Annotated in this window: 16 protein-coding genes; 4 read left to right on the forward strand and 12 right to left on the reverse strand. The window is 69.5% G+C overall.

What is annotated here, in order from left to right:
• Nucleotides 1-10 precede the first annotated feature (10 nt).
• The 5 genes from F1193_RS03340 to F1193_RS03360 form a co-directional block, all read right to left on the reverse strand.
• On the reverse strand, nucleotides 11-1192 hold the full coding sequence (locus F1193_RS03340) for an efflux RND transporter periplasmic adaptor subunit (protein WP_150096359.1): 1182 nt from the start codon (nucleotides 1190-1192) through the stop codon (nucleotides 11-13).
• A 369-nt stretch (nucleotides 1193-1561) separates the two neighbouring features.
• On the reverse strand, nucleotides 1562-3124 hold the full coding sequence (murJ, locus tag F1193_RS03345; RefSeq protein ID WP_150096253.1) for a murein biosynthesis integral membrane protein MurJ: 1563 nt from the start codon (nucleotides 3122-3124) through the stop codon (nucleotides 1562-1564).
• 151 nt (nucleotides 3125-3275) lie between these two features.
• Nucleotides 3276-3671 (reverse strand): GIY-YIG nuclease family protein, encoded by a 396-nt coding sequence (locus F1193_RS03350; protein ID WP_150096254.1) that lies wholly within the window; start codon nucleotides 3669-3671, stop codon nucleotides 3276-3278.
• Between the two features lie 197 nt (nucleotides 3672-3868).
• Nucleotides 3869-5014, reverse strand: a complete 1146-nt coding sequence (locus tag F1193_RS03355) for a DegT/DnrJ/EryC1/StrS family aminotransferase (RefSeq protein WP_150096255.1) — start codon at nucleotides 5012-5014, stop codon at nucleotides 3869-3871.
• 172 nt (nucleotides 5015-5186) lie between these two features.
• On the reverse strand, nucleotides 5187-6191 hold the full coding sequence (locus tag F1193_RS03360) for a Gfo/Idh/MocA family protein (protein WP_150096360.1): 1005 nt from the start codon (nucleotides 6189-6191) through the stop codon (nucleotides 5187-5189).
• 289 nt (nucleotides 6192-6480) lie between these two features.
• Between F1193_RS03360 and F1193_RS03365 the strand changes: the two genes are divergently transcribed.
• Nucleotides 6481-7605 (forward strand): DUF2336 domain-containing protein, encoded by a 1125-nt coding sequence (locus F1193_RS03365; RefSeq protein WP_150096256.1) that lies wholly within the window; start codon nucleotides 6481-6483, stop codon nucleotides 7603-7605.
• Between the two features lie 52 nt (nucleotides 7606-7657).
• On the opposite strand, the gene meaB is transcribed toward F1193_RS03365, so the two are convergent.
• Nucleotides 7658-8659 (reverse strand): methylmalonyl Co-A mutase-associated GTPase MeaB, encoded by a 1002-nt coding sequence (gene meaB, locus F1193_RS03370; RefSeq protein WP_150096257.1) that lies wholly within the window; start codon nucleotides 8657-8659, stop codon nucleotides 7658-7660.
• A 134-nt stretch (nucleotides 8660-8793) separates the two neighbouring features.
• Here meaB and folP point away from each other — a divergent pair, with 134 nt between their 5' ends.
• The 3 genes from folP to folK are packed head-to-tail and all read left to right on the forward strand — an operon-like array spanning nucleotide 8794 to nucleotide 10536.
• Nucleotides 8794-9660, forward strand: coding sequence for a dihydropteroate synthase (gene folP, locus F1193_RS03375; protein ID WP_150096258.1), 867 nt, complete (start codon nucleotides 8794-8796; stop codon nucleotides 9658-9660).
• Nucleotides 9657-10040, forward strand: coding sequence for a dihydroneopterin aldolase (gene folB / locus F1193_RS03380; RefSeq protein ID WP_150096259.1), 384 nt, complete (start codon nucleotides 9657-9659; stop codon nucleotides 10038-10040). Before folP ends, folB begins: the two co-directional genes overlap by 4 nt.
• Nucleotide 10041: 1 nt before the next feature.
• Complete coding sequence (gene folK / locus F1193_RS03385; protein WP_150096260.1) at nucleotides 10042-10536, forward strand: 2-amino-4-hydroxy-6-hydroxymethyldihydropteridine diphosphokinase; 495 nt, start codon at nucleotides 10042-10044, stop codon at nucleotides 10534-10536.
• A gap of 129 nt (nucleotides 10537-10665) precedes the next feature.
• Here the strand turns inward: folK and F1193_RS03390 are convergent, their stop codons facing one another.
• From F1193_RS03390 to ubiT, 6 genes are all read right to left on the reverse strand, one after another.
• Nucleotides 10666-12222, reverse strand: a complete 1557-nt coding sequence (locus F1193_RS03390; RefSeq protein WP_150096261.1) for a S8 family serine peptidase — start codon at nucleotides 12220-12222, stop codon at nucleotides 10666-10668.
• A 76-nt stretch (nucleotides 12223-12298) separates the two neighbouring features.
• Entirely contained in the window at nucleotides 12299-12967 is a 669-nt protein-coding gene (locus F1193_RS03395; RefSeq protein ID WP_150096262.1) for a hypothetical protein, read from the reverse strand.
• Entirely contained in the window at nucleotides 12964-13524 is a 561-nt protein-coding gene (locus F1193_RS03400; protein WP_150096263.1) for a sigma-70 family RNA polymerase sigma factor, read from the reverse strand. The genes F1193_RS03395 and F1193_RS03400 overlap by 4 nt, the downstream gene beginning before the upstream one ends.
• A 206-nt stretch (nucleotides 13525-13730) precedes the next feature.
• A complete protein-coding gene (gene ubiV, locus F1193_RS03405; RefSeq protein WP_150096361.1) occupies nucleotides 13731-14636 on the reverse strand; it encodes a ubiquinone anaerobic biosynthesis protein UbiV in 906 nt (301 codons plus the stop codon).
• A gap of 25 nt (nucleotides 14637-14661) precedes the next feature.
• Complete coding sequence (ubiU, locus tag F1193_RS03410; RefSeq protein WP_150096264.1) at nucleotides 14662-15660, reverse strand: ubiquinone anaerobic biosynthesis protein UbiU; 999 nt, start codon at nucleotides 15658-15660, stop codon at nucleotides 14662-14664.
• Nucleotides 15657-16214 (reverse strand): ubiquinone anaerobic biosynthesis accessory factor UbiT, encoded by a 558-nt coding sequence (gene ubiT, locus F1193_RS03415; protein WP_150096265.1) that lies wholly within the window; start codon nucleotides 16212-16214, stop codon nucleotides 15657-15659. The genes ubiU and ubiT overlap by 4 nt, the downstream gene beginning before the upstream one ends.
• Nucleotides 16215-16300 lie beyond the last annotated feature (86 nt).

The following is a 16300-nucleotide window of genomic DNA, read 5'->3' on the forward strand; positions in this document are numbered from 1 at the left end:
GGGCGCTGCCTTATTTCGCCGGGGCGGCGGTGGGGCCGGGGGGCGCCGCGCCCTGCGGCTGCGGCGTCACCTTCATCATCGGCCGGATGCGGGCGAGGCCGTTGACCACCACGCGGTCCTGCGGCGACAGCCCCTCCTTAACCACCCTGAGCCCGTCGACGAGCTGGCCGAGCACGACATATCTGGGCTTGGCGATGTCGTCGTCGCCGACGACATAGACGAACTTGCGGATCTGCTCGCTGGCGATGGCGGTGTCCGGCACCATCAGCGCCTCGCCCGCCGCCGCCGCCGGCACCTGGATGCGGGCGAACACGCCGGGCGTGAACAGGCCGTTGGCATTTTCGAACACCGCGCGGCCGCGAATGGTGCCCGAGCCCTTTTCGACCACATTGTCGATGAAATCCATCTGGCCCTTGTGGCCGAAGGTCTTCTCGTCGATCAGCCGCAGCAGCACCGGCGTCCGGCCCTCCCGGCTGGAGATGCTGTCGACCCCCTCCTTGGCCAGCCGCTGGTAGCGGATGAAGGAGGCCTCATCGATGGTGAACTCGAAGCGGATGGGATCGGTCGAGACGATGGTGGCGAGCAGCGTGGTGTTGCCCGTGACGCCGCCGGTGACCAGATTGCCGGGCGACACCCGCCGGTCGCCGATGCGGCCGGAGATGGGGGCGCGCAACTCGGTGAAGGCGAGGTCGAGCTCGGTCTGCTTCACCGCCGCCTCCTGCGCCGCCACATTGGCCTCGGCGACCCGCTTGGCCTGGACGCGCTGGTCGAAGGTCTGTTCGGTGATAGTCTTGTCGCGCACCAGCTGCTGGGCGCGGTTGAGATCGGACTCGCTGAAGGCGAGGTTGGCCTTGGCTTGGGCCAGATTGGCCTTGGCCTGGGCCAGCGTCGCCTCGAACGGCCGCCGGTCGATGGTGAACAGCAGGTCGCCCTGCTTGACGAGCTGGCCGTCGGTGAAATGGATGGCGTCAAGATAGCCGGACACGCGGGCGCGAACCTCGACGGCGTCGATCGCCACGAAGCGGCCGACATATTCGTCGGTCTCGGCCACCACCTTGCGCACCGGGTTGGCGACCGTGACGGCCGGCGCCGCCGGCGGTGCCGGCGGCTGGCTGCCGCCGCAGCCCGCCAGAAGACCGAAGGCCACCAAGCCCAAGACGAACAAGCCGGTGCGGCGTGCACCAGCGCCCATGATCCGCATGCGGTCTCCCCTCGCCGCCCTCGGCCTCCGATGTGTCCGGCACGGGGCGGCATTATCACGGACTGTGTCGAACGCTCCCTATGGCACCGGGACGCGGCGACAATCAAATGCGATCTATTGCTGCCGATCCATCAACGCCGGCGATGGCCGATGCTCCGGCCGCCCTGTCACGATGAACCTGCGTCTTCGGCAACCGAACCGATATGGGGGATGGCGGACGATTTCGCGAGTCATGGCGCGCCACGCCGCGATAATCCCTGTCCGAACAGGCGGTTCCCGGCGGACGCGCGATGAGGCGCCGCCCGCGGGCGCGGTTTCAGCCGCAACAAGACATGCGGTTCGATCGGGACTGACCTTCAGTCACCTTTCCGTGATCGACGGGCTGGCCGGCGCCCCGCGCCGCCCCAGCAGGGCCCGCAGGCGCCGCCGCCCAAACAGCGCCAGCACCACGCCGACATAGACCAGCGCACCGATGAGCCCGAGCGCCGCCAGCGTCAGCTCGTCGTGCAGCGGCAGGCCGGCCAGTGCGGCGCGCAGCGGCGCCTCGGCGAACACCAGCACCAGCGCCAGCGCGCCGCCGGCGGTGAGAATGCGGGCGGCGGTCGCCACCGTGTCGCGCCCGAGGCCGGGAAAGCCGCGGCGCGCCGCCAGCACGGCAAGGAGGCCAACATTGACCCAGGCGCCGGCCGCAGTGCCGAGCGCCAGGCCGATCTGCGCCAGCGGCGCCATCAGTGCCACCTTCAGCGACACATTGACGAACACGCCGGCGAACACCGCCACCATCGGCGTGAAGGTGTCGCGCCGGGCGTGGAATGGCGCCACGAACGCCCGCAGCACCACGAAGGGCAAGAGACCGGTGGCGTAGGCCGCCAGCGTCTGGCCGGCCGCGGCCGCGTCGGCACTGGTGAATGCACCGCGCGCGAACAGCGCCTTCATCACCAGGTGCGGAATGGTCAGGAACACCGCAAGGCACGGCACCGCCAGCAGCAAGGTGATGGCGATCACCCGGCGCTGCGCCTCGGCGGCGCCCGCCTCGTCGCCCGCCGCCAGCCGGCGCGCCATCTCCGGCAGCAGCACGGTGCCGGCGGCGATGCCGATGACGCCGATCGGCAATTGCTGCAGGCGGTCGGCATAATAGAGCGCCGACAGCGCCCCGACCGGCAGCAGCGAGGCGATGATGGTGTCGGCGAACAGCGCGATCTGCGTGCCCATCGAGCCGATGGTCGCTGGCCCCAGCGCCTTGAAGAAGCGGGCCACCGCCCCGCCGAAGCGCGGCCAGCGGAAGGGCGGCAGGATGCCGGCCCGGCGCGCATCGGCCATCAGGAGGGCGAGTTCGGCGATGCCGGCAACGAACACGCCCCAGGCGGCCGCATGGGCGGCGGTCGGAAACGCCGCGGCACCGGTCAGCGCCGCGACGATCGCGACATTGAGCAGGATCGGCGCGCCGGCCGCCGCGGCAAAGCGCTTGTGGGCGTTCAGCATGCCGCCGAGCAGGGTGACGACGGAAATGAACACCAGATAGGGGAAGGTGATGCGGATCAGCGCCACCGCGAGGTCGAAGCGGCCGGCATCGCCGGCAAAGCCCGGCGCCAGGAGGTCGATCACCTGCGGGGTGAACGCCATGGCGAGCGCGGTGACGAGCCCGGTCGCCAGCACCAGCAGCGTGAGGATGCGGCCGGCGAAGGTGCGCGCCGCCTCCTCGCCCTCCTCCTCGCGGGCTCTCGCATAGGCCGGCACGAAGGCGGCGTTGAAGGCGCCTTCGGCGAAGATGGCGCGGAAATGGTTGGGCAGCCGCAGCGCCACCAGGAAGGCGTCATTGAGCGGGCCGGCGCCGAGCACGGCGGCGAGCACCACGTCGCGGACGAAGCCGGTGACGCGGGAGAGAAGCGTGAAGCCGCCGACGGAGAGGATGCCCTTCAGCATGGCATGCGCTTATGTGAGGAGACTGAGGTCGCCGACGCGAGACGCGTGAATCTTGTGGTGATCCTAGAAAAGACGCCGAAAACCTAGTTAGCGTCGGCATCTGCCTTGCGGAGAGGGTGCCAAATGAAGCGAGGGCGGGTGAGGATGTCTCCTAATTAGATGGGTTGGGCTTCAATATTGCGCCAACCTTGTTCCCGGCTGGACGGAGTTGTTCAATTAAAAACTCCTCGAAAGAGGGCGCCTCAAACGCGTTAGCCACGGTGATAAGCGTCACCGACGCTGCATTTTCTCGCCACCATGACATAGGTAGTCTGTGGTCATGTGCAAACAAGCGATCACCAATGCTTTTTGCAAATGACGCCTTTCCAATGTAAAGCGGCTTATAATCTTCCGAAAAATACACGTAGCAGCCAGACTTGTAACTTTCTGATGTGCCGCGCCAACTTTTTATGGTGTGGTGAAACACTCCAAACGACATGAGGGCAGGGTGTCGAAATTCATTGCAATATTTCGCAACGACTCCAAGTAGGAATTCTCCATCTTTCATGCCCCCACTCCTGCTCGGCCACATTGTTAACTGCACAGCGTTGATGAATAATTCTCCGCCTAAAATGGTGGCTTCAAAATTAGGGCATTACCGGTTGACTGGTAAACTGGTGGCGTCCGTTTCCCTTACCCGCCTCGCTATCTCTCGCCACATTAAGATTGCGAGCCGCCCTCCCAAAAATGAAGAGGGTCGATAAGTCACGCCAGCGCCCGACGCACCGCCTCGATGATACGGCCTTGCGTCGCCTCGTCGAGATAGCCGTGCATCGGCAGCGAGATCACCTCGTCGACCAGCCGCTCGGTCACCGCCAGGCCGCCGTCGGCGACCGGGAAGTGGCGGTAGGCCACCTGCTGGTGCAGCGCCTTGGGATAATAGATCGCGGTCGGGATGCCCTGCGGGCGCAGGTCGGCGGCGAGCCTGTCGCGCCGGCCGGGCCGGAGGCGCAGGGTGTACTGCGCCCACACCGAGGTGAGCCCCTCGGGCACGCGCGGCACGATGGCGAGGTCCTTGAGCGCGGCACTGTAGGCGGCGGCGGCGCGGTCGCGGGCGGCGATCTCGTCGTCGAAGATCTTCAGCTTCTCGATCAGCACCGCCGCCTGGATGGTGTCGAGCCGCCCGGTCATGCCGAGGCGGACATTGTCGTACTTGTCGGCGCCCATGCCGTGGACGCGCAGCGAGCGCAAAACCTCGATCAGCGCATCGTCGTCGGTGAACACCGCGCCGCCGTCGCCATAGCAGCCGAGCGGCTTGGCCGGAAAGAAGCTGGTGGCGGTGGCCACGCCGAACGTGCCGACCTTGCGGCCCCGATAGGTGGCGCCGAAGCTCTGGGCGGCGTCCGACAGCACCGGCAAGCCGTGGCGCTCGGCGACCGGCAGGATCGCGTCATAGTCCGCCGGCAGGCCGAACAGGTCGACCGGAATGACCAGCGCCGGCCTGAGGCCCAGCCGCCTGGCGGTGGCGATGCCGCGCTCCAGCCCCTGCGGACTCATGTTGAAGGTCGCCGCCTCGACATCGACGAACAGCGGCGTCGCCCCCACCAGCGCCACCACCTCGGCGGTGGCGCAGAAGGTGAAGGACGGGCAGAACACCGCATCGCCCGGCTTGATGCCCTGCGCCAGCAGCACCAGCATCAGCGCGTCGGTGCCCGAGGCGCAGCTCAAGGCGTGCCTGGCGCCGCAGACGGCGGCGAGCCGGCTCTCCAGCTCGCGCACCTCCGGCCCGAGAATGTACTGGCCATGGTCGATGACCCGTGCCACCGCCTGATCGACGGCCGCGCCGAGGCGGCGGCGCTGGGCGCCAAGGTCGATGAAGGGAATCGCGGCAGGCTCGGTCATGTCGTGCATCCGGTCTGGGAGGACGTTTGGAGCATCCGCCGATCAGACTGAAACGGCCGGACGACCTAAGCTTGTCGCATTCTCGTTCGCAAAACCGCTTCCCGCTCTTGCGGAGAATGCTCTCGTGTCCTGCCCGCGAAGTTCGCCGGATTGCCAGCGAACGAAGCGGACAAGCAGGCCACTAGCGCGCCTTGCGCACCTTGGCGGCGGCGAAATCCGCAATGGCGGGCGCGTTCGCCGCGCCGGCGAGGCAGCGCATGGCGATGTCGAGGCTGATCACCCCCTCCTCGCCGGTGACGCCGGGCGGAATGCCGCTGCTCAGCGCATTCAGGAAGCTGTTCAGCTCCAGGCGCAGCGGCTCGGTATGGCCGACCGGCAGGTGGCGCATCGAATAGCTGCCGTCGGGGCGGTAGCCGGAACATTCGGTCACCTGGCGGGTGATCAGGTCGCCGATGACATACTTGTCGCGGGTGGCGACGTGGATGTGGCGCGCCTTGAACGGCGTGAGCCAGTTGGTGTTGATGTGCGCCAGCACGCCCGAGGCGGTGCGGAACTGCAGGAGCGCGATGTCCTCGCGCTCGGCCACCGCGTTGGAAAGCTGCGGCTGGACCTCGACGATGTCGGATTCGGTCAGCCAGCGGATCAGATCGATGTCGTGCACGGCGAGATCGATCACCACGCCGACATTCGACATACGCGGCGGAAACGGGCCGACGCGGGTGATGGCGATCGACAGGATGTCCTCGTCGCGGATCGCCTCCTTGACCGTCTGAACGGCCTGGTTGAAGCGCTCGACATGGCCGACCATCAAGGTGACCCCGGCGCGGACGGCCTTTTGGACCAGGTCGCGGCCTTCCTCGGGGTTGGAGGCGATCGGCTTCTCGATCAGAACATGTATGCCGCGCTCGATCGCCAGCGTCGCCAGCGGGTGGTGCAGATGAGTGGGGGCGGCGATCACCATCGCCTCGCAGCCCAGCGCGATCAGCGCCTCGATGTCGGGGACCGCCTGGGTGCCGAGCTGGGCGGCGACCGGCGCGGCGGCCGCGAGGTCTGGATCGGCAATCGCCACCAGATCGGCGGCCGCAATCTCCGAGAGCACCCGCGCGTGGTTGCGCCCCATGACGCCGCAGCCGACCACGCCGATTCGCACCCGTTCCCCGTCCGGCCGCACCGTCTGTGACGCCATCACCTTCTCGACCTCGAACATGACTTCCGACTTCCGGCGCATCTAACACGCTCGAAACGGCGGCGCGACACAGGAAGCCGGCCGGCCCGGCGCGTTTGCGATCACGACTCGTTGCGACACGTTACCGGTTTCGAGCGCATCCGGCGAGTTGTGCCGGTTGCAGCCAGCCTGCCCTAACGTCCGCTGGTGCCACGCGAATCAGCTTCTTTATCCGCACCACGGTAACTCTTTCTTCGGCGACCTCGATTAGGTTGTGTGGCTGACCCCGCCCGATCCTGCGTGGAATGCCATGTCCCTGTCCTTGTCCTTGTCTGCCGCCAAGGCTCCGCTGCTCGCCGACCTCGACACGGTGCTGACCCGCAGCTCCCACTCCCAGCGCGTCGATGCGCTGCGCAGCGTAACGGACCTGTTCATCTCCTCCGAGCCGAGCCTGACCGACGCGCAGGCGGCGCTGTTCAATTCCGTGTTCCAGCGCCTGGTCAGCAACATCGAGGCGGCGGCGCGGGTCGAGCTGTCGGAGCGGATTGCCCGCCTGCCGCAGGCGCCGCACGGCGTCGTGCGTGGGCTTGCCCTCGATCCGGACATCCACGTCGCCCAGCCGGTGCTGCGCCATTCGCAGGTGCTGCGCGACGAAGACCTGGTGTGCGTGGTTGAAAGCCACGGCCGCGAGCACATGCTGGCGATCGCGCAGCGCGAAACCCTCGGCGCCACCGTCACCGACGCGCTGGTGAAGCACGGCGACAATGAGGTGATCCGCATCGTTGCGGCCAATGACGGCGCCAAATTCTCCCGCGCCGGCTTCCACCGGCTGATCGACCGCTCCAAGGGCGATTCCGACCTGCAGGAGGTGATCGGCACCCGGCCGGACCTGCCCGACGACTGCTACCCGGCGCTGCTCGCCCAGGCCACCGAGGCGGTGGTGCGCAAGCTCAACGCGGCGCGCTGCTTCCACGACCCCAGCCGCATCCGCCGCGCCGCCCACGACGCCGCCGACCGTTTCGCCGCGCTGCTGCTCGACGAGGACTCGGACCTGGCGCAGGCCATGGTGGAGGTGCAGGCGCTGCGCGACTGCGGCCGGCTCGACGAGCGCCAGCTTCGCGATTTCGCCCGCCGCCGCCAGGCCGCCCACGTGCTCGCCACCATCAGCCTGATGTGCGACCTCGGCCTCGCCGTGGCCAAGCGCCTGTTCGAACTCGACACCGTCGATCCGCTGGTGGTGGTGGCCAAGGCCAACGGCATCAGCTGGCTGGCCTTGCGCGACGTGCTGCGGGCGCGCGACGATCGCGGCACCACCGAGGCGGCGCTGGCCCAGGCGTTCGACGCCTATACTAAGATGACGCGTGAGACCGCCGGCCGCATCATCCGCTTCTGGCAGGTGCGCGACCCTTCGGTGCGCCCGCCCGCCGCGGCGTGAGAGGCCTTGCGGGCGAGGGGCTTGCCGCCGCGCCGCGGAGTCGGCCCCTGCGCTAAAATCCCAGCAGCGCCGCGATCTCCTCGGCGGCCAGCGACACCGGCAAGGTGCCCTCGGCGACCGCCTTCTCCAGTGCCGGCACGCGGGCGCGCACTGTCGGGTCGGAGTGGATCTTGGTCTTCAGCCGGTCGTCGACCATCGCCCACATCCATTTCACCTGCTGGGTGCGGCGCTTCTCCTGCAGCTCGCCGACGTCCGAGGTCTTCTTGCGGTGGTCGAGCACGTGCGACCACAAAAGCTCGATGCCCTCTTTCGTCGCCGCCGAATAGGTGATCACCGGCGGCTGCCACACCGCCGAGGCCGGGGCGAGGATGTGCAGTGCCGCCTTGTATTCGGCCGCAGCAATGCGGGCGCGGGCGAGGTTGTCGCCATCGGCCTTGTTGACGGCGATCAGGTCGGCGAGCTCCAGCAGGCCCTTCTTGATGCCCTGCAGCTCGTCGCCGGCACCGGGCAGCATCAGGGCGACGAAGGTGTCGGTGAGGTCGGACACCGCGGTCTCCGACTGGCCGATGCCGACCGTCTCGATCAGGATGACGTCGTAGCCCGCCGCCTCGCACACCAGCATGGTCTCGCGCGTCTTGGCGGCGACGCCGCCCAGCGTGCCGGCCGAGGGCGAGGGCCGGATGAAGGCGTTGTCGTCGGCGGCCAGATTCACCATGCGCGTCTTGTCGCCGAGGATCGAGCCGCCGGTGCGGGTCGAGGACGGGTCGACCGCCAGCACCGCGACCCGGTGGCCCTTGGCGGTGAGGTGGCTTCCCAGCACGTCGATGGTGGTCGACTTGCCCACGCCCGGCACGCCGGTGATGCCGACCCGGGTCGCCCGGCCGGTGAAGGGCAGAAGCTCCTTCAGCAGCGCGCGGGCATCGGCCTGGTGGGCCGGCTTCTTGGACTCGACCAGCGTGATGGCGCGGGCCACCGCGGCGCGGTTGCGGGCGCGCACGCCTGAGACCAGCGCCGCGATGCCAGCAAGATCGGGGGAGCGGGCGAGGTTCGTCATGCCCTTCGCTTAGAGCATTCGCCGCAAAAGTGGAAACCGGTCGTGTCGGGAATTGCGCGCCGGCGCAGGGGAGGGCGGACCGCGGCCGCCATCGGCCGCTTGACTTCGTCGCGAGGGAGCCGCAAAGCGGCGCCATGTCGCTCGCTCGCCCTTCCGGTTCCGCAGCGCCGCCGGTTCGGGCGGCCGACTCGTCCTGGTTCGACCGCGCGCTCGCCGCGCGACGGCCGCTGGTGATGGGCATCCTCAACGTCACGCCCGACTCGTTCTCGGACGGCGGCAGGTTCGATGCGCCTGACTCCGCGCACACCCGCGCCCGCGCGATCCAGGCCGAAGGCGCCGACATTCTCGACATCGGCGCCGAATCGACCCGCCCCTATGGCGACGCCACGCCGGTTTCGGCCGAGGCGGAATGGGCGCGGCTCGCCCCGGTGCTGCCGGCGGCGGTCGGCCTCGGCATTCCGGTGTCGGTCGACACGATGAAGGCCGAGGTGGCGGCCCGCGCGCTGGAGGCCGGCGCGGCGATGCTCAACGACGTGTGGGGCCTGCAGCGCGACCCCGACATGGCCAGCGTCGCCGCCGAGCACGGCGTGCCGGTGGTGGTGATGCACAACCGCGAGGCGGTCGACCCCGACATCGACATCGTCGCCGACATCGAGCGCTTCTTCGACCGCTCGCTGGAGATCGCGGCGCGCGCCGGCATCTGGCGCGAGCGCATCGTGCTCGATCCCGGCATCGGCTTCGGCAAGACGCCGGCCCAGAGCCTGATCGCCATCGCCAGGCTCGCCGAGTTCTCGGTGTTCGGCCGGCCGGTGCTGATCGGCCTGTCGCGCAAGCGCTTCATCGACGCGGTGTCGCCGGCCGCGGTCGAGCGGCGGCTCGGCGGCTCGCTCGCCGCCAATCTCGCGGCGGTGTCGGCGGGCGCGCGCATCGTGCGGGTGCACGACGTGTTCGAAACCGTGCAGGCGCTGCGGGTGGCCGCCGCCCTCGAGGGCGTGCGATGAGCGGCCATGCCGGCGACCGGCTGTTCGTCACCGGCCTGACGCTGCACGCCTTCCACGGCTGCCACGCCTTCGAGGCCAAGCTCGGCCAGCGGTTCGTGCTCGATCTGGTGCTGGAGCTCGACCTGGCCGCCGCCGCGGCCAGCGACCGGCTGGAGGATACCGCCTCCTATGACGCGATCGTCGAGGTGGCGCGCGACGCCTTCTGCAGCCGGCGCTTCAAGCTGGTGGAGGCAGCGGCCGGCGCCGTGGCCGACGCCCTGCTCGCGGCGTTCGAAAGGCTCGAATGCGTGCGCGTCACCGTGCACAAGCCCAACGCGCCCTTGGAGGCAGTGTTCGCCGATGTCGGCGCCACGCTGGTGCGCCGCCGCCCGCAGTCCTGACATGACGGCGGCCGCCGTCGACACCATTCTCGGGCTTGGCGGCAATCTCGGCGACGTGCCGGCGACGCTCGACCGGGCGCTGGCGCTGCTGGCAGAGGGCGGCAGTGTGCAGATCGTGCGCGCCTCCTCCGACTGGCTGACGCCGCCCTGGGGCCTCGCCGACCAGCCGACGTTCGTCAATCGCTGCGTGCTGGTGGAAACCACGCTGACGCCGCGGGCGCTGCTGGAAACGGTGCTCGGCGTCGAGCGCCGGCTCGGCCGGGTGCGCGAGGCCGGGCCGCGCTGGGGGCCGCGGCCGATCGACATCGACATTCTCGCCTATGACGACGTGACCCTCGACGAGCCGGGCCTCGTGCTGCCGCACCCGCGGCTGTTCGAGCGCGCCTTCGTGCTGGTGCCGCTGGCCGAGATCGCGCCGGACCGGGTGATCGCCGGCCGGCGGGTGCGGGACGCGCTGGCCGAACTCGACACCGGCGGCATCGTGCGGCGGGCGTAGGAAGTTATCCGGTTTCCGGTCGATCCCTTCGGGATACCGGAAATGGTCTCGCCGAAAACCCCTTGTTCGATAACGGGATTTTCGGCGATTTGAATACGGTTCTCCGGCTTGATCAGCCGGAGAACCGTATTACCTCGCTATCGGCGCGGCGGGCGAGGCGGTGCGCTTGTCGAACTGCCGCACCGCCGCGTTGGCATCGGCTTCGCCGGCGCCATAGACCTCGTCGCGGCCCTTGCGGCCGAGGTCGCGTGCCGATGCGGCGAGGGCTGCGCGCACCGCGTCGGCCGAGAGCGTCGGGTCGCGCTCCAGCATCAGCGCCACCACGCCCGAGACGTGAGCGGCGGCAACCGAGGTGCCCGAGGTGAAGGCGTAGGCGCCCTCGGGCCCCGGCACCAGCACGTCGACGCCGGGCGCGGCGATGGTGACGTGGCGGCCGCGATTGGCCAGGTCGAACACCTTGTCGTCGGCGTCGGTGGCGGTGACGGCGATGACGTTGCGGTCGGCCGCCGGATAGAGCGGCGGCGATTTCGGCCCGGCATTGCCGGCCGCCGCCACCAGGATCAGGCCGCGCTCGTGCGCTCCTGCCAGCGCCCGGCCGAGCAGCGCGTCGCGCGGGCCGGCGAAGCTCATATTGACCACCCGCGCGCCCTCCGCGAACGCGGCATCGAGCGCCCGCAGAACGGTGACGGTGGTGCCGCCGGCGCCCTCGCCTTCCGGCCGGAAGGCGGTGATGGCAACAAGCGACGCCCCGGGCGCGACGCCGACGAGCTGGGCGCGGGCGGCCAGGGCGCCGGCCATGCCGGTGCCGTGGCTGTGCGGCGCCGCCGTCCCGTCGGTGCCGGTGACGTCGAGGCTCTTGGCGAGCGCCCCGGCGAGTTCCGGATGGGCCGGATCGACCGCGGAATCAATCACCGCCACCAGCACCCTGTCGCCGCGCGCCATCTGGTGGGCCTCCGCCAGGCGAAGCGCCCGCGGCGCATAGAGCAGCGAGGGATCGATCGTCGCGGCGGCGGTGCCGGAACTGGCCAGCTTGAACGTCGCCCGCGGGGTGCTGAAACGGTAGTTGGGCTGGGCGGAGGCGACGCGCCGCTCGCGCGACAGCGCCGCCAGCACCGCCGGCAAGCGGACGCCGTCCGGGAGCCGGTAGCGATAGATGGTGCGGCCGGCCAGCACGAAGCTCTCCTCCGACAGCCGGACCAGCTTCAGCCGCCGCTCGATCGCCGCGATCTGGGCCGGCGTGACGCCGCGGCCGACCTCGACCAGCACCTCGTTGGGCACGAACCGCGTCTCGCCGCGGGCGATGGTGAAGCGCGGCGCGGGCGGCGACGCGGCGGAGGACGGCGCGGAAGGCGGATTGGGCGGCGGCGTGGGCGTGTGATGGAACGGGCGGGGCGGCGGATTGTCGCGCACATTGCCGCGCCAATCGTCCTCGTCGCCGCGCGGCCGCGTGGCGGCCTGGGACTGGGAGGCAGCGATCAGGGCGCCGATCGCCAGCGCCGCGCCGATGCCGATCGCCACGCCGGCGGCATTGCCGCCGCCGCTGTGGCCGCCGGACCCGCCCGAGAAGGGGCTGCCGCGCTCGTAATTGGTCTGGGCGGCGGACACGCCGGCCCGGCCGATCAGGGCCAGCACGGCGATGGCGACAACGGCGCAGTGCCGCAGCGCACGGATTCGGGGTCGGGACATCGCCATCTCCTCGCTGTCTCGGCTCGCGTGGCCCTGGTCGTCACTGTCACACGTCGCGTCGGTCCATACGTCTTATTTAGTGCACCGGCGCAGCCATCCGCACCAACGTGCGGTCGGCGCCAAGGCGCTGAACGATCTTGTTCAACTCCTCCGGCGGCAGCCTATCAGCCGACACGCGCAGCTTGAACAGGCCGCCGGCGCGCGGACCATCGACAATGACGGCTTCGTTGGCTTTCAGGAACGTCAGCACCTGGGCGGCGGTCGCCGTCTCGGTGAAGCCGACCAGCACGAAGCTGCCGCCCTGCGGTTCGAACGTCGGGGCGGACGCGGTGGAAAAGCCCGCCGGCCGCTCCTCGATCAGCAGCGAGCCGATGATGCCGGCCTGCACCACCAGCGCCAGCGCGGCGGCGGTGACGGCCAGCGCCAGCGTGCGCGGCGCCAGCGCCGCCAGCCATTCCGACAGGCGCGAGGCAAGCCCGCCCGGCGTGGCCAGGGGGTATTTCGGCTCGGCGTCGATCTTGGCGAACAGCTTCTCGATGGCGTGGGGCGAGGGGGCGCCGAGCCGCTCATTGACGCGGATGGTCTCGTCCAGCTCGTCGCGGACCAGATCGAGCCGGCGCGCAAGCTCGGGGTCGGCGCGCAGCGCGGCCTCGACGCGGGCAGCCTCGGCGGCAGACAGCCGGCCGGTGGCATGCCACGGCAAGAGCTCATCGATGGCGGCGCGCTCGTCCTTCAACTCGGTCATGGCCAACCCCTATCGATTCCTGCCGCCTGCAGCATTTCGGAGAGCTTCTTTCGCGCATAGAACATGCGAGTCTTGACGGTATTCTCCGGAATTCCGACGATCTCGGCGACCTCCTCGATCGTTTTCTCATGGTAGTAGACCAGATCGATCACTTCGCGATGATCCACCGACAGCCGCTGGATGCAGTCGCGAAGCAGCTCGCTCTTGTCCCGCTTCTGGGCCGCAACTTCAGGATCATCGCCGGTGTCCTCGATCGCCTCGGCCTTGGCCTCGTCCAGTTCTTCGGACTTGGGACGCCGCAGCGCCGAGTAGGCCTTGTTGCGGGCGATCGCCAAGAGCCAGGTCGAGACGCTGGAGCGCGCCTCGAAGCGGCCGGCATAGCGCCAAACGTCGAGAAACACCTCGCTGATCACGTCCTCCGCCGCGGCCTCGTTGCCGATCAGCCGCAGGACGAACCGGAACACCTTGATCTGGTGCCGGGCGAACAGCACCTGCATGGCCATCCGGTCGCCATTGGCGATCCTCAGGATGAGCGCCTCGTCCGAACTCGCCGTCATGCAAGCTCCGATGTCGTCCGCTCGCAGGTTGGACGCGCGAGCCGCAGATTGGGTTCAATCACGGGAGCGCAATTTTGCACGGGCTTGAGTGCACGCAAAGCCGCAACCGGGACGTTTTTTGCCCAGGCGCACAAACCCAGGTGCACAATATGAAAGTGGCCGGGACGATGCCCGGCCACTTTGAAGATCGGTCTTTCAGAGCCCAGTCAGGCCTGCGCGCGCAACTGATAGCGGGCGCCCGGGATCGCGTGCAGGAAGCCGTTGGACATCGGCGCGTCGCCGATCAGCCCCTGCAGCGCGGTGGTGGCCTCCGCCCCGTCGCGGGCGCCGTCGGCGACCTCGCGGAAGAGCTTGGCCACCGCCACCATGTCGCAGGCATGCGGCGACAGCCGGAGCGCGGTGACGCCGGCTGCGGCAAGCGCCGGCACGTCGGCCAGCAGGTTGGCGTAGGTCTGCGACATGGTCTGGATGCCGTTGACCGCCAGGAAGCGCTCGCCGTCCAGCGTGTCGACGGCGAGGCCGTCGAGATCCTGGGCGCAGACGAACTGGCAGGAATCCTTGTGCAGGCCGTGGACGCGGGCGTGGTAGCAGCGCGCCGAGACCGCCAGCGGCACCCGGCCGAAGGCGAACAGCTCGGTGTCGACGCCTAGGGGGGCTGCCGCCTTGGCGATCACCGCGATCGAGGTCAGCGGCAGCTCCGGCGGCAGGCACACGGTCTTGGCGCCATAGCCGGCCAGCGTGCGCATCGTGCCTTCATTGTAGACATTGACCAGCGGCCCGACCGCGAACGGCCGGCCGGCCAGCGCCGAGACCGCGGTGATGTCGTTGGCCTCGACCAGACCGGTCCAGTCCTCGGCGGTCGCCACCACCCGGTGGCGCTCGCGCGGCAGCGTGACCAGCGCCAGCGTGGACAGCACGACCTCCTTGCCAGCGCGCTGAAGGCGCTCGACGGCCTCGCCCATCGCCTGCTCGCGGAACGGCTCGCGCTTGGAGCACACCACCTCGCCGATATAGACGCGCTCGACCGGCATCTCGTCGGCTACGCGGGCGTAGAAGTCGCTCCAGATGTCGTTAGGCCAGTTGAACAGCACCGGCCCGAGGGACAGCTTCATCGTGTTGGTACTCATGAGCGGACTCTCAGCGCCACGTCTTGCGGTAGGCGCCGCCGGTGGTGGCGCCGCCCTCGGTGAGCGCGGCCAGCGCGCCGGCGCGGATCTCCAGGCCGCGGTCGAGCGAATCGACCGCCGCCCGGAACGCCTTCACCACCGCGTCGGCATAGGCGCGGCTCCTCTGCCGGCCCTCGATCTTCAGCGCCTTGACGCCGGCCGCCTTGAGGCCGGGCAGGAGCTGGGAGGCATCCAGGCTCGCCGGATCCTCGAACACGTGCGTGGCCTTGCCGTCGATGACGAAGCGGCCCTTGCACAGCGTCGGATAGGCCGCGGGCTCGCCCTTGGTCACCCGGTTGATGGTGAACTCGCCCAGCCGCGACACGAAGGTCGAGCCCTCCTCGCGGTAGGAGATGCAGCCGGCCGGCGAGCAGGCGCCGTGCATGTTGGGCGACTTGCCGGTGGCATAGCTGGAGAGCAGGCAGCGCCCCTCGGCCATCACGCACAGGCCGCCGAACACGAACACCTCGGTCTCGCAGGTGATCTCGCGATGGATGGCGGCGATCTCCTCGACGGTGACCACGCGCGGCAGCACAACCCGCTCGACGCCGAACTGCTTGACGTAGAACTGGATGGCGTCCGGATTGGCCGCCGCCGCCTGCACCGACAGATGAAGGCGCAGGTTGGGGTGCTTCTCGCGGGCGTGGGCCAAGAGGCCGAGATCGGCCAGGATGACCGCGTCGGCACCGGCGGCTTCCGCGTCGGCGATCGCCCGGTGCCACAGGTCGACGTCGCCGGCCCGCGGGAAGGTGTTGATCGCCACCAGCACGTTGCAGCCGCGCGCATGGGCGCGGGCGATGCTGTCGGCCAGTTCGGCGCGCGAGAAGTTCAGGCCCGGAAAGTTGCGGGCGTTGGTCTCGTCATTGAAGCCGCAATAGACGGTGTCGGCACCGGCGGCGACGGCGGCGTCCAGCGCGGCCGGCGTGCCGGCGGGGCAGACGAGTTCGAGCGAACCCTTGGCAGGTCTCATGGCGTGCTCTCCCGGGGAGGCGTCGCCTGGCGATCGCTGCCGGCGACCAGGAAGGTGCGGGCGAAGCGCTCGGCGAGGTCGGCGCCGTGCGTCACCAGGCCCGAGGCCGGGCCGAAGGCATGGGCGGTCTCGACGACGATGTCGACCGCCTCGGCGTCGAGCGCATTGCGCAGCGCCACCACGGCCTCCATGTCGCCCTCGACCACGATGTCGCGCGAGAAGAACAGCGCGTCGCCGTCGAGCCGGCCGCGCACCATGTCGAGCAGCACCAGGAACGGGCCGGCGATGCGGGCCGCGACATCATGCCCCTTCAGGCTGCGCAGCGCCTCGATGCGCGGGCCGGCCGGATCGGGCGTCAGGATGAACGCGAAGGGCAGGTCGGTCGGCTCGATGCCATAGCGCTTGAACGCGTTGTCGCCCAGGCGGTCGAACATGCCTGTGTGCTGGGCGAATACGCGCGTCAGGCTGGCGGCGACGCCCCATTCCAGCGGCGTCAGCGGCAGCGGCCGGGCGAGCAGGCGGACAAGGGGGTGCAGAACGGGGAGGTCGGTCACGGGCTCTGTCACACTGATGGTTGGCGGGTGGGGCGGACGTGTACCCGCAAACGGCAGCGGGCGGTTTGGCACAGATCAATCCCTTC

Source organism: Blastochloris sulfoviridis (genome assembly GCF_008630065.1).
GTDB classification, from domain to species: domain Bacteria; phylum Pseudomonadota; class Alphaproteobacteria; order Rhizobiales; family Xanthobacteraceae; genus Blastochloris; species Blastochloris sulfoviridis.

Coding starts and splice junctions, on each gene's coding strand:
- F1193_RS03340 (WP_150096359.1), bottom strand. CDS start 1,192: ATGGGCGCTGGTGCACGCCGCACCGGCTTGTTCGTCTTGGGCTTGGTG.
- murJ (WP_150096253.1), bottom strand. CDS start 3,124: ATGCTGAAGGGCATCCTCTCCGTCGGCGGCTTCACGCTTCTCTCCCGC.
- F1193_RS03350 (WP_150096254.1), bottom strand. CDS start 3,671: ATGAAAGATGGAGAATTCCTACTTGGAGTCGTTGCGAAATATTGCAAT.
- F1193_RS03355 (WP_150096255.1), bottom strand. CDS start 5,014: ATGCACGACATGACCGAGCCTGCCGCGATTCCCTTCATCGACCTTGGC.
- F1193_RS03360 (WP_150096360.1), bottom strand. CDS start 6,191: ATGGCGTCACAGACGGTGCGGCCGGACGGGGAACGGGTGCGAATCGGC.
- F1193_RS03365 (WP_150096256.1), top strand. CDS start 6,481: ATGTCCCTGTCCTTGTCCTTGTCTGCCGCCAAGGCTCCGCTGCTCGCC.
- meaB (WP_150096257.1), bottom strand. CDS start 8,659: ATGACGAACCTCGCCCGCTCCCCCGATCTTGCTGGCATCGCGGCGCTG.
- folP (WP_150096258.1), top strand. CDS start 8,794: ATGTCGCTCGCTCGCCCTTCCGGTTCCGCAGCGCCGCCGGTTCGGGCG.
- folB (WP_150096259.1), top strand. CDS start 9,657: ATGAGCGGCCATGCCGGCGACCGGCTGTTCGTCACCGGCCTGACGCTG.
- folK (WP_150096260.1), top strand. CDS start 10,042: ATGACGGCGGCCGCCGTCGACACCATTCTCGGGCTTGGCGGCAATCTC.
- F1193_RS03390 (WP_150096261.1), bottom strand. CDS start 12,222: ATGTCCCGACCCCGAATCCGTGCGCTGCGGCACTGCGCCGTTGTCGCC.
- F1193_RS03395 (WP_150096262.1), bottom strand. CDS start 12,967: ATGACCGAGTTGAAGGACGAGCGCGCCGCCATCGATGAGCTCTTGCCG.
- F1193_RS03400 (WP_150096263.1), bottom strand. CDS start 13,524: ATGACGGCGAGTTCGGACGAGGCGCTCATCCTGAGGATCGCCAATGGC.
- ubiV (WP_150096361.1), bottom strand. CDS start 14,636: ATGAAGCTGTCCCTCGGGCCGGTGCTGTTCAACTGGCCTAACGACATC.
- ubiU (WP_150096264.1), bottom strand. CDS start 15,660: ATGAGACCTGCCAAGGGTTCGCTCGAACTCGTCTGCCCCGCCGGCACG.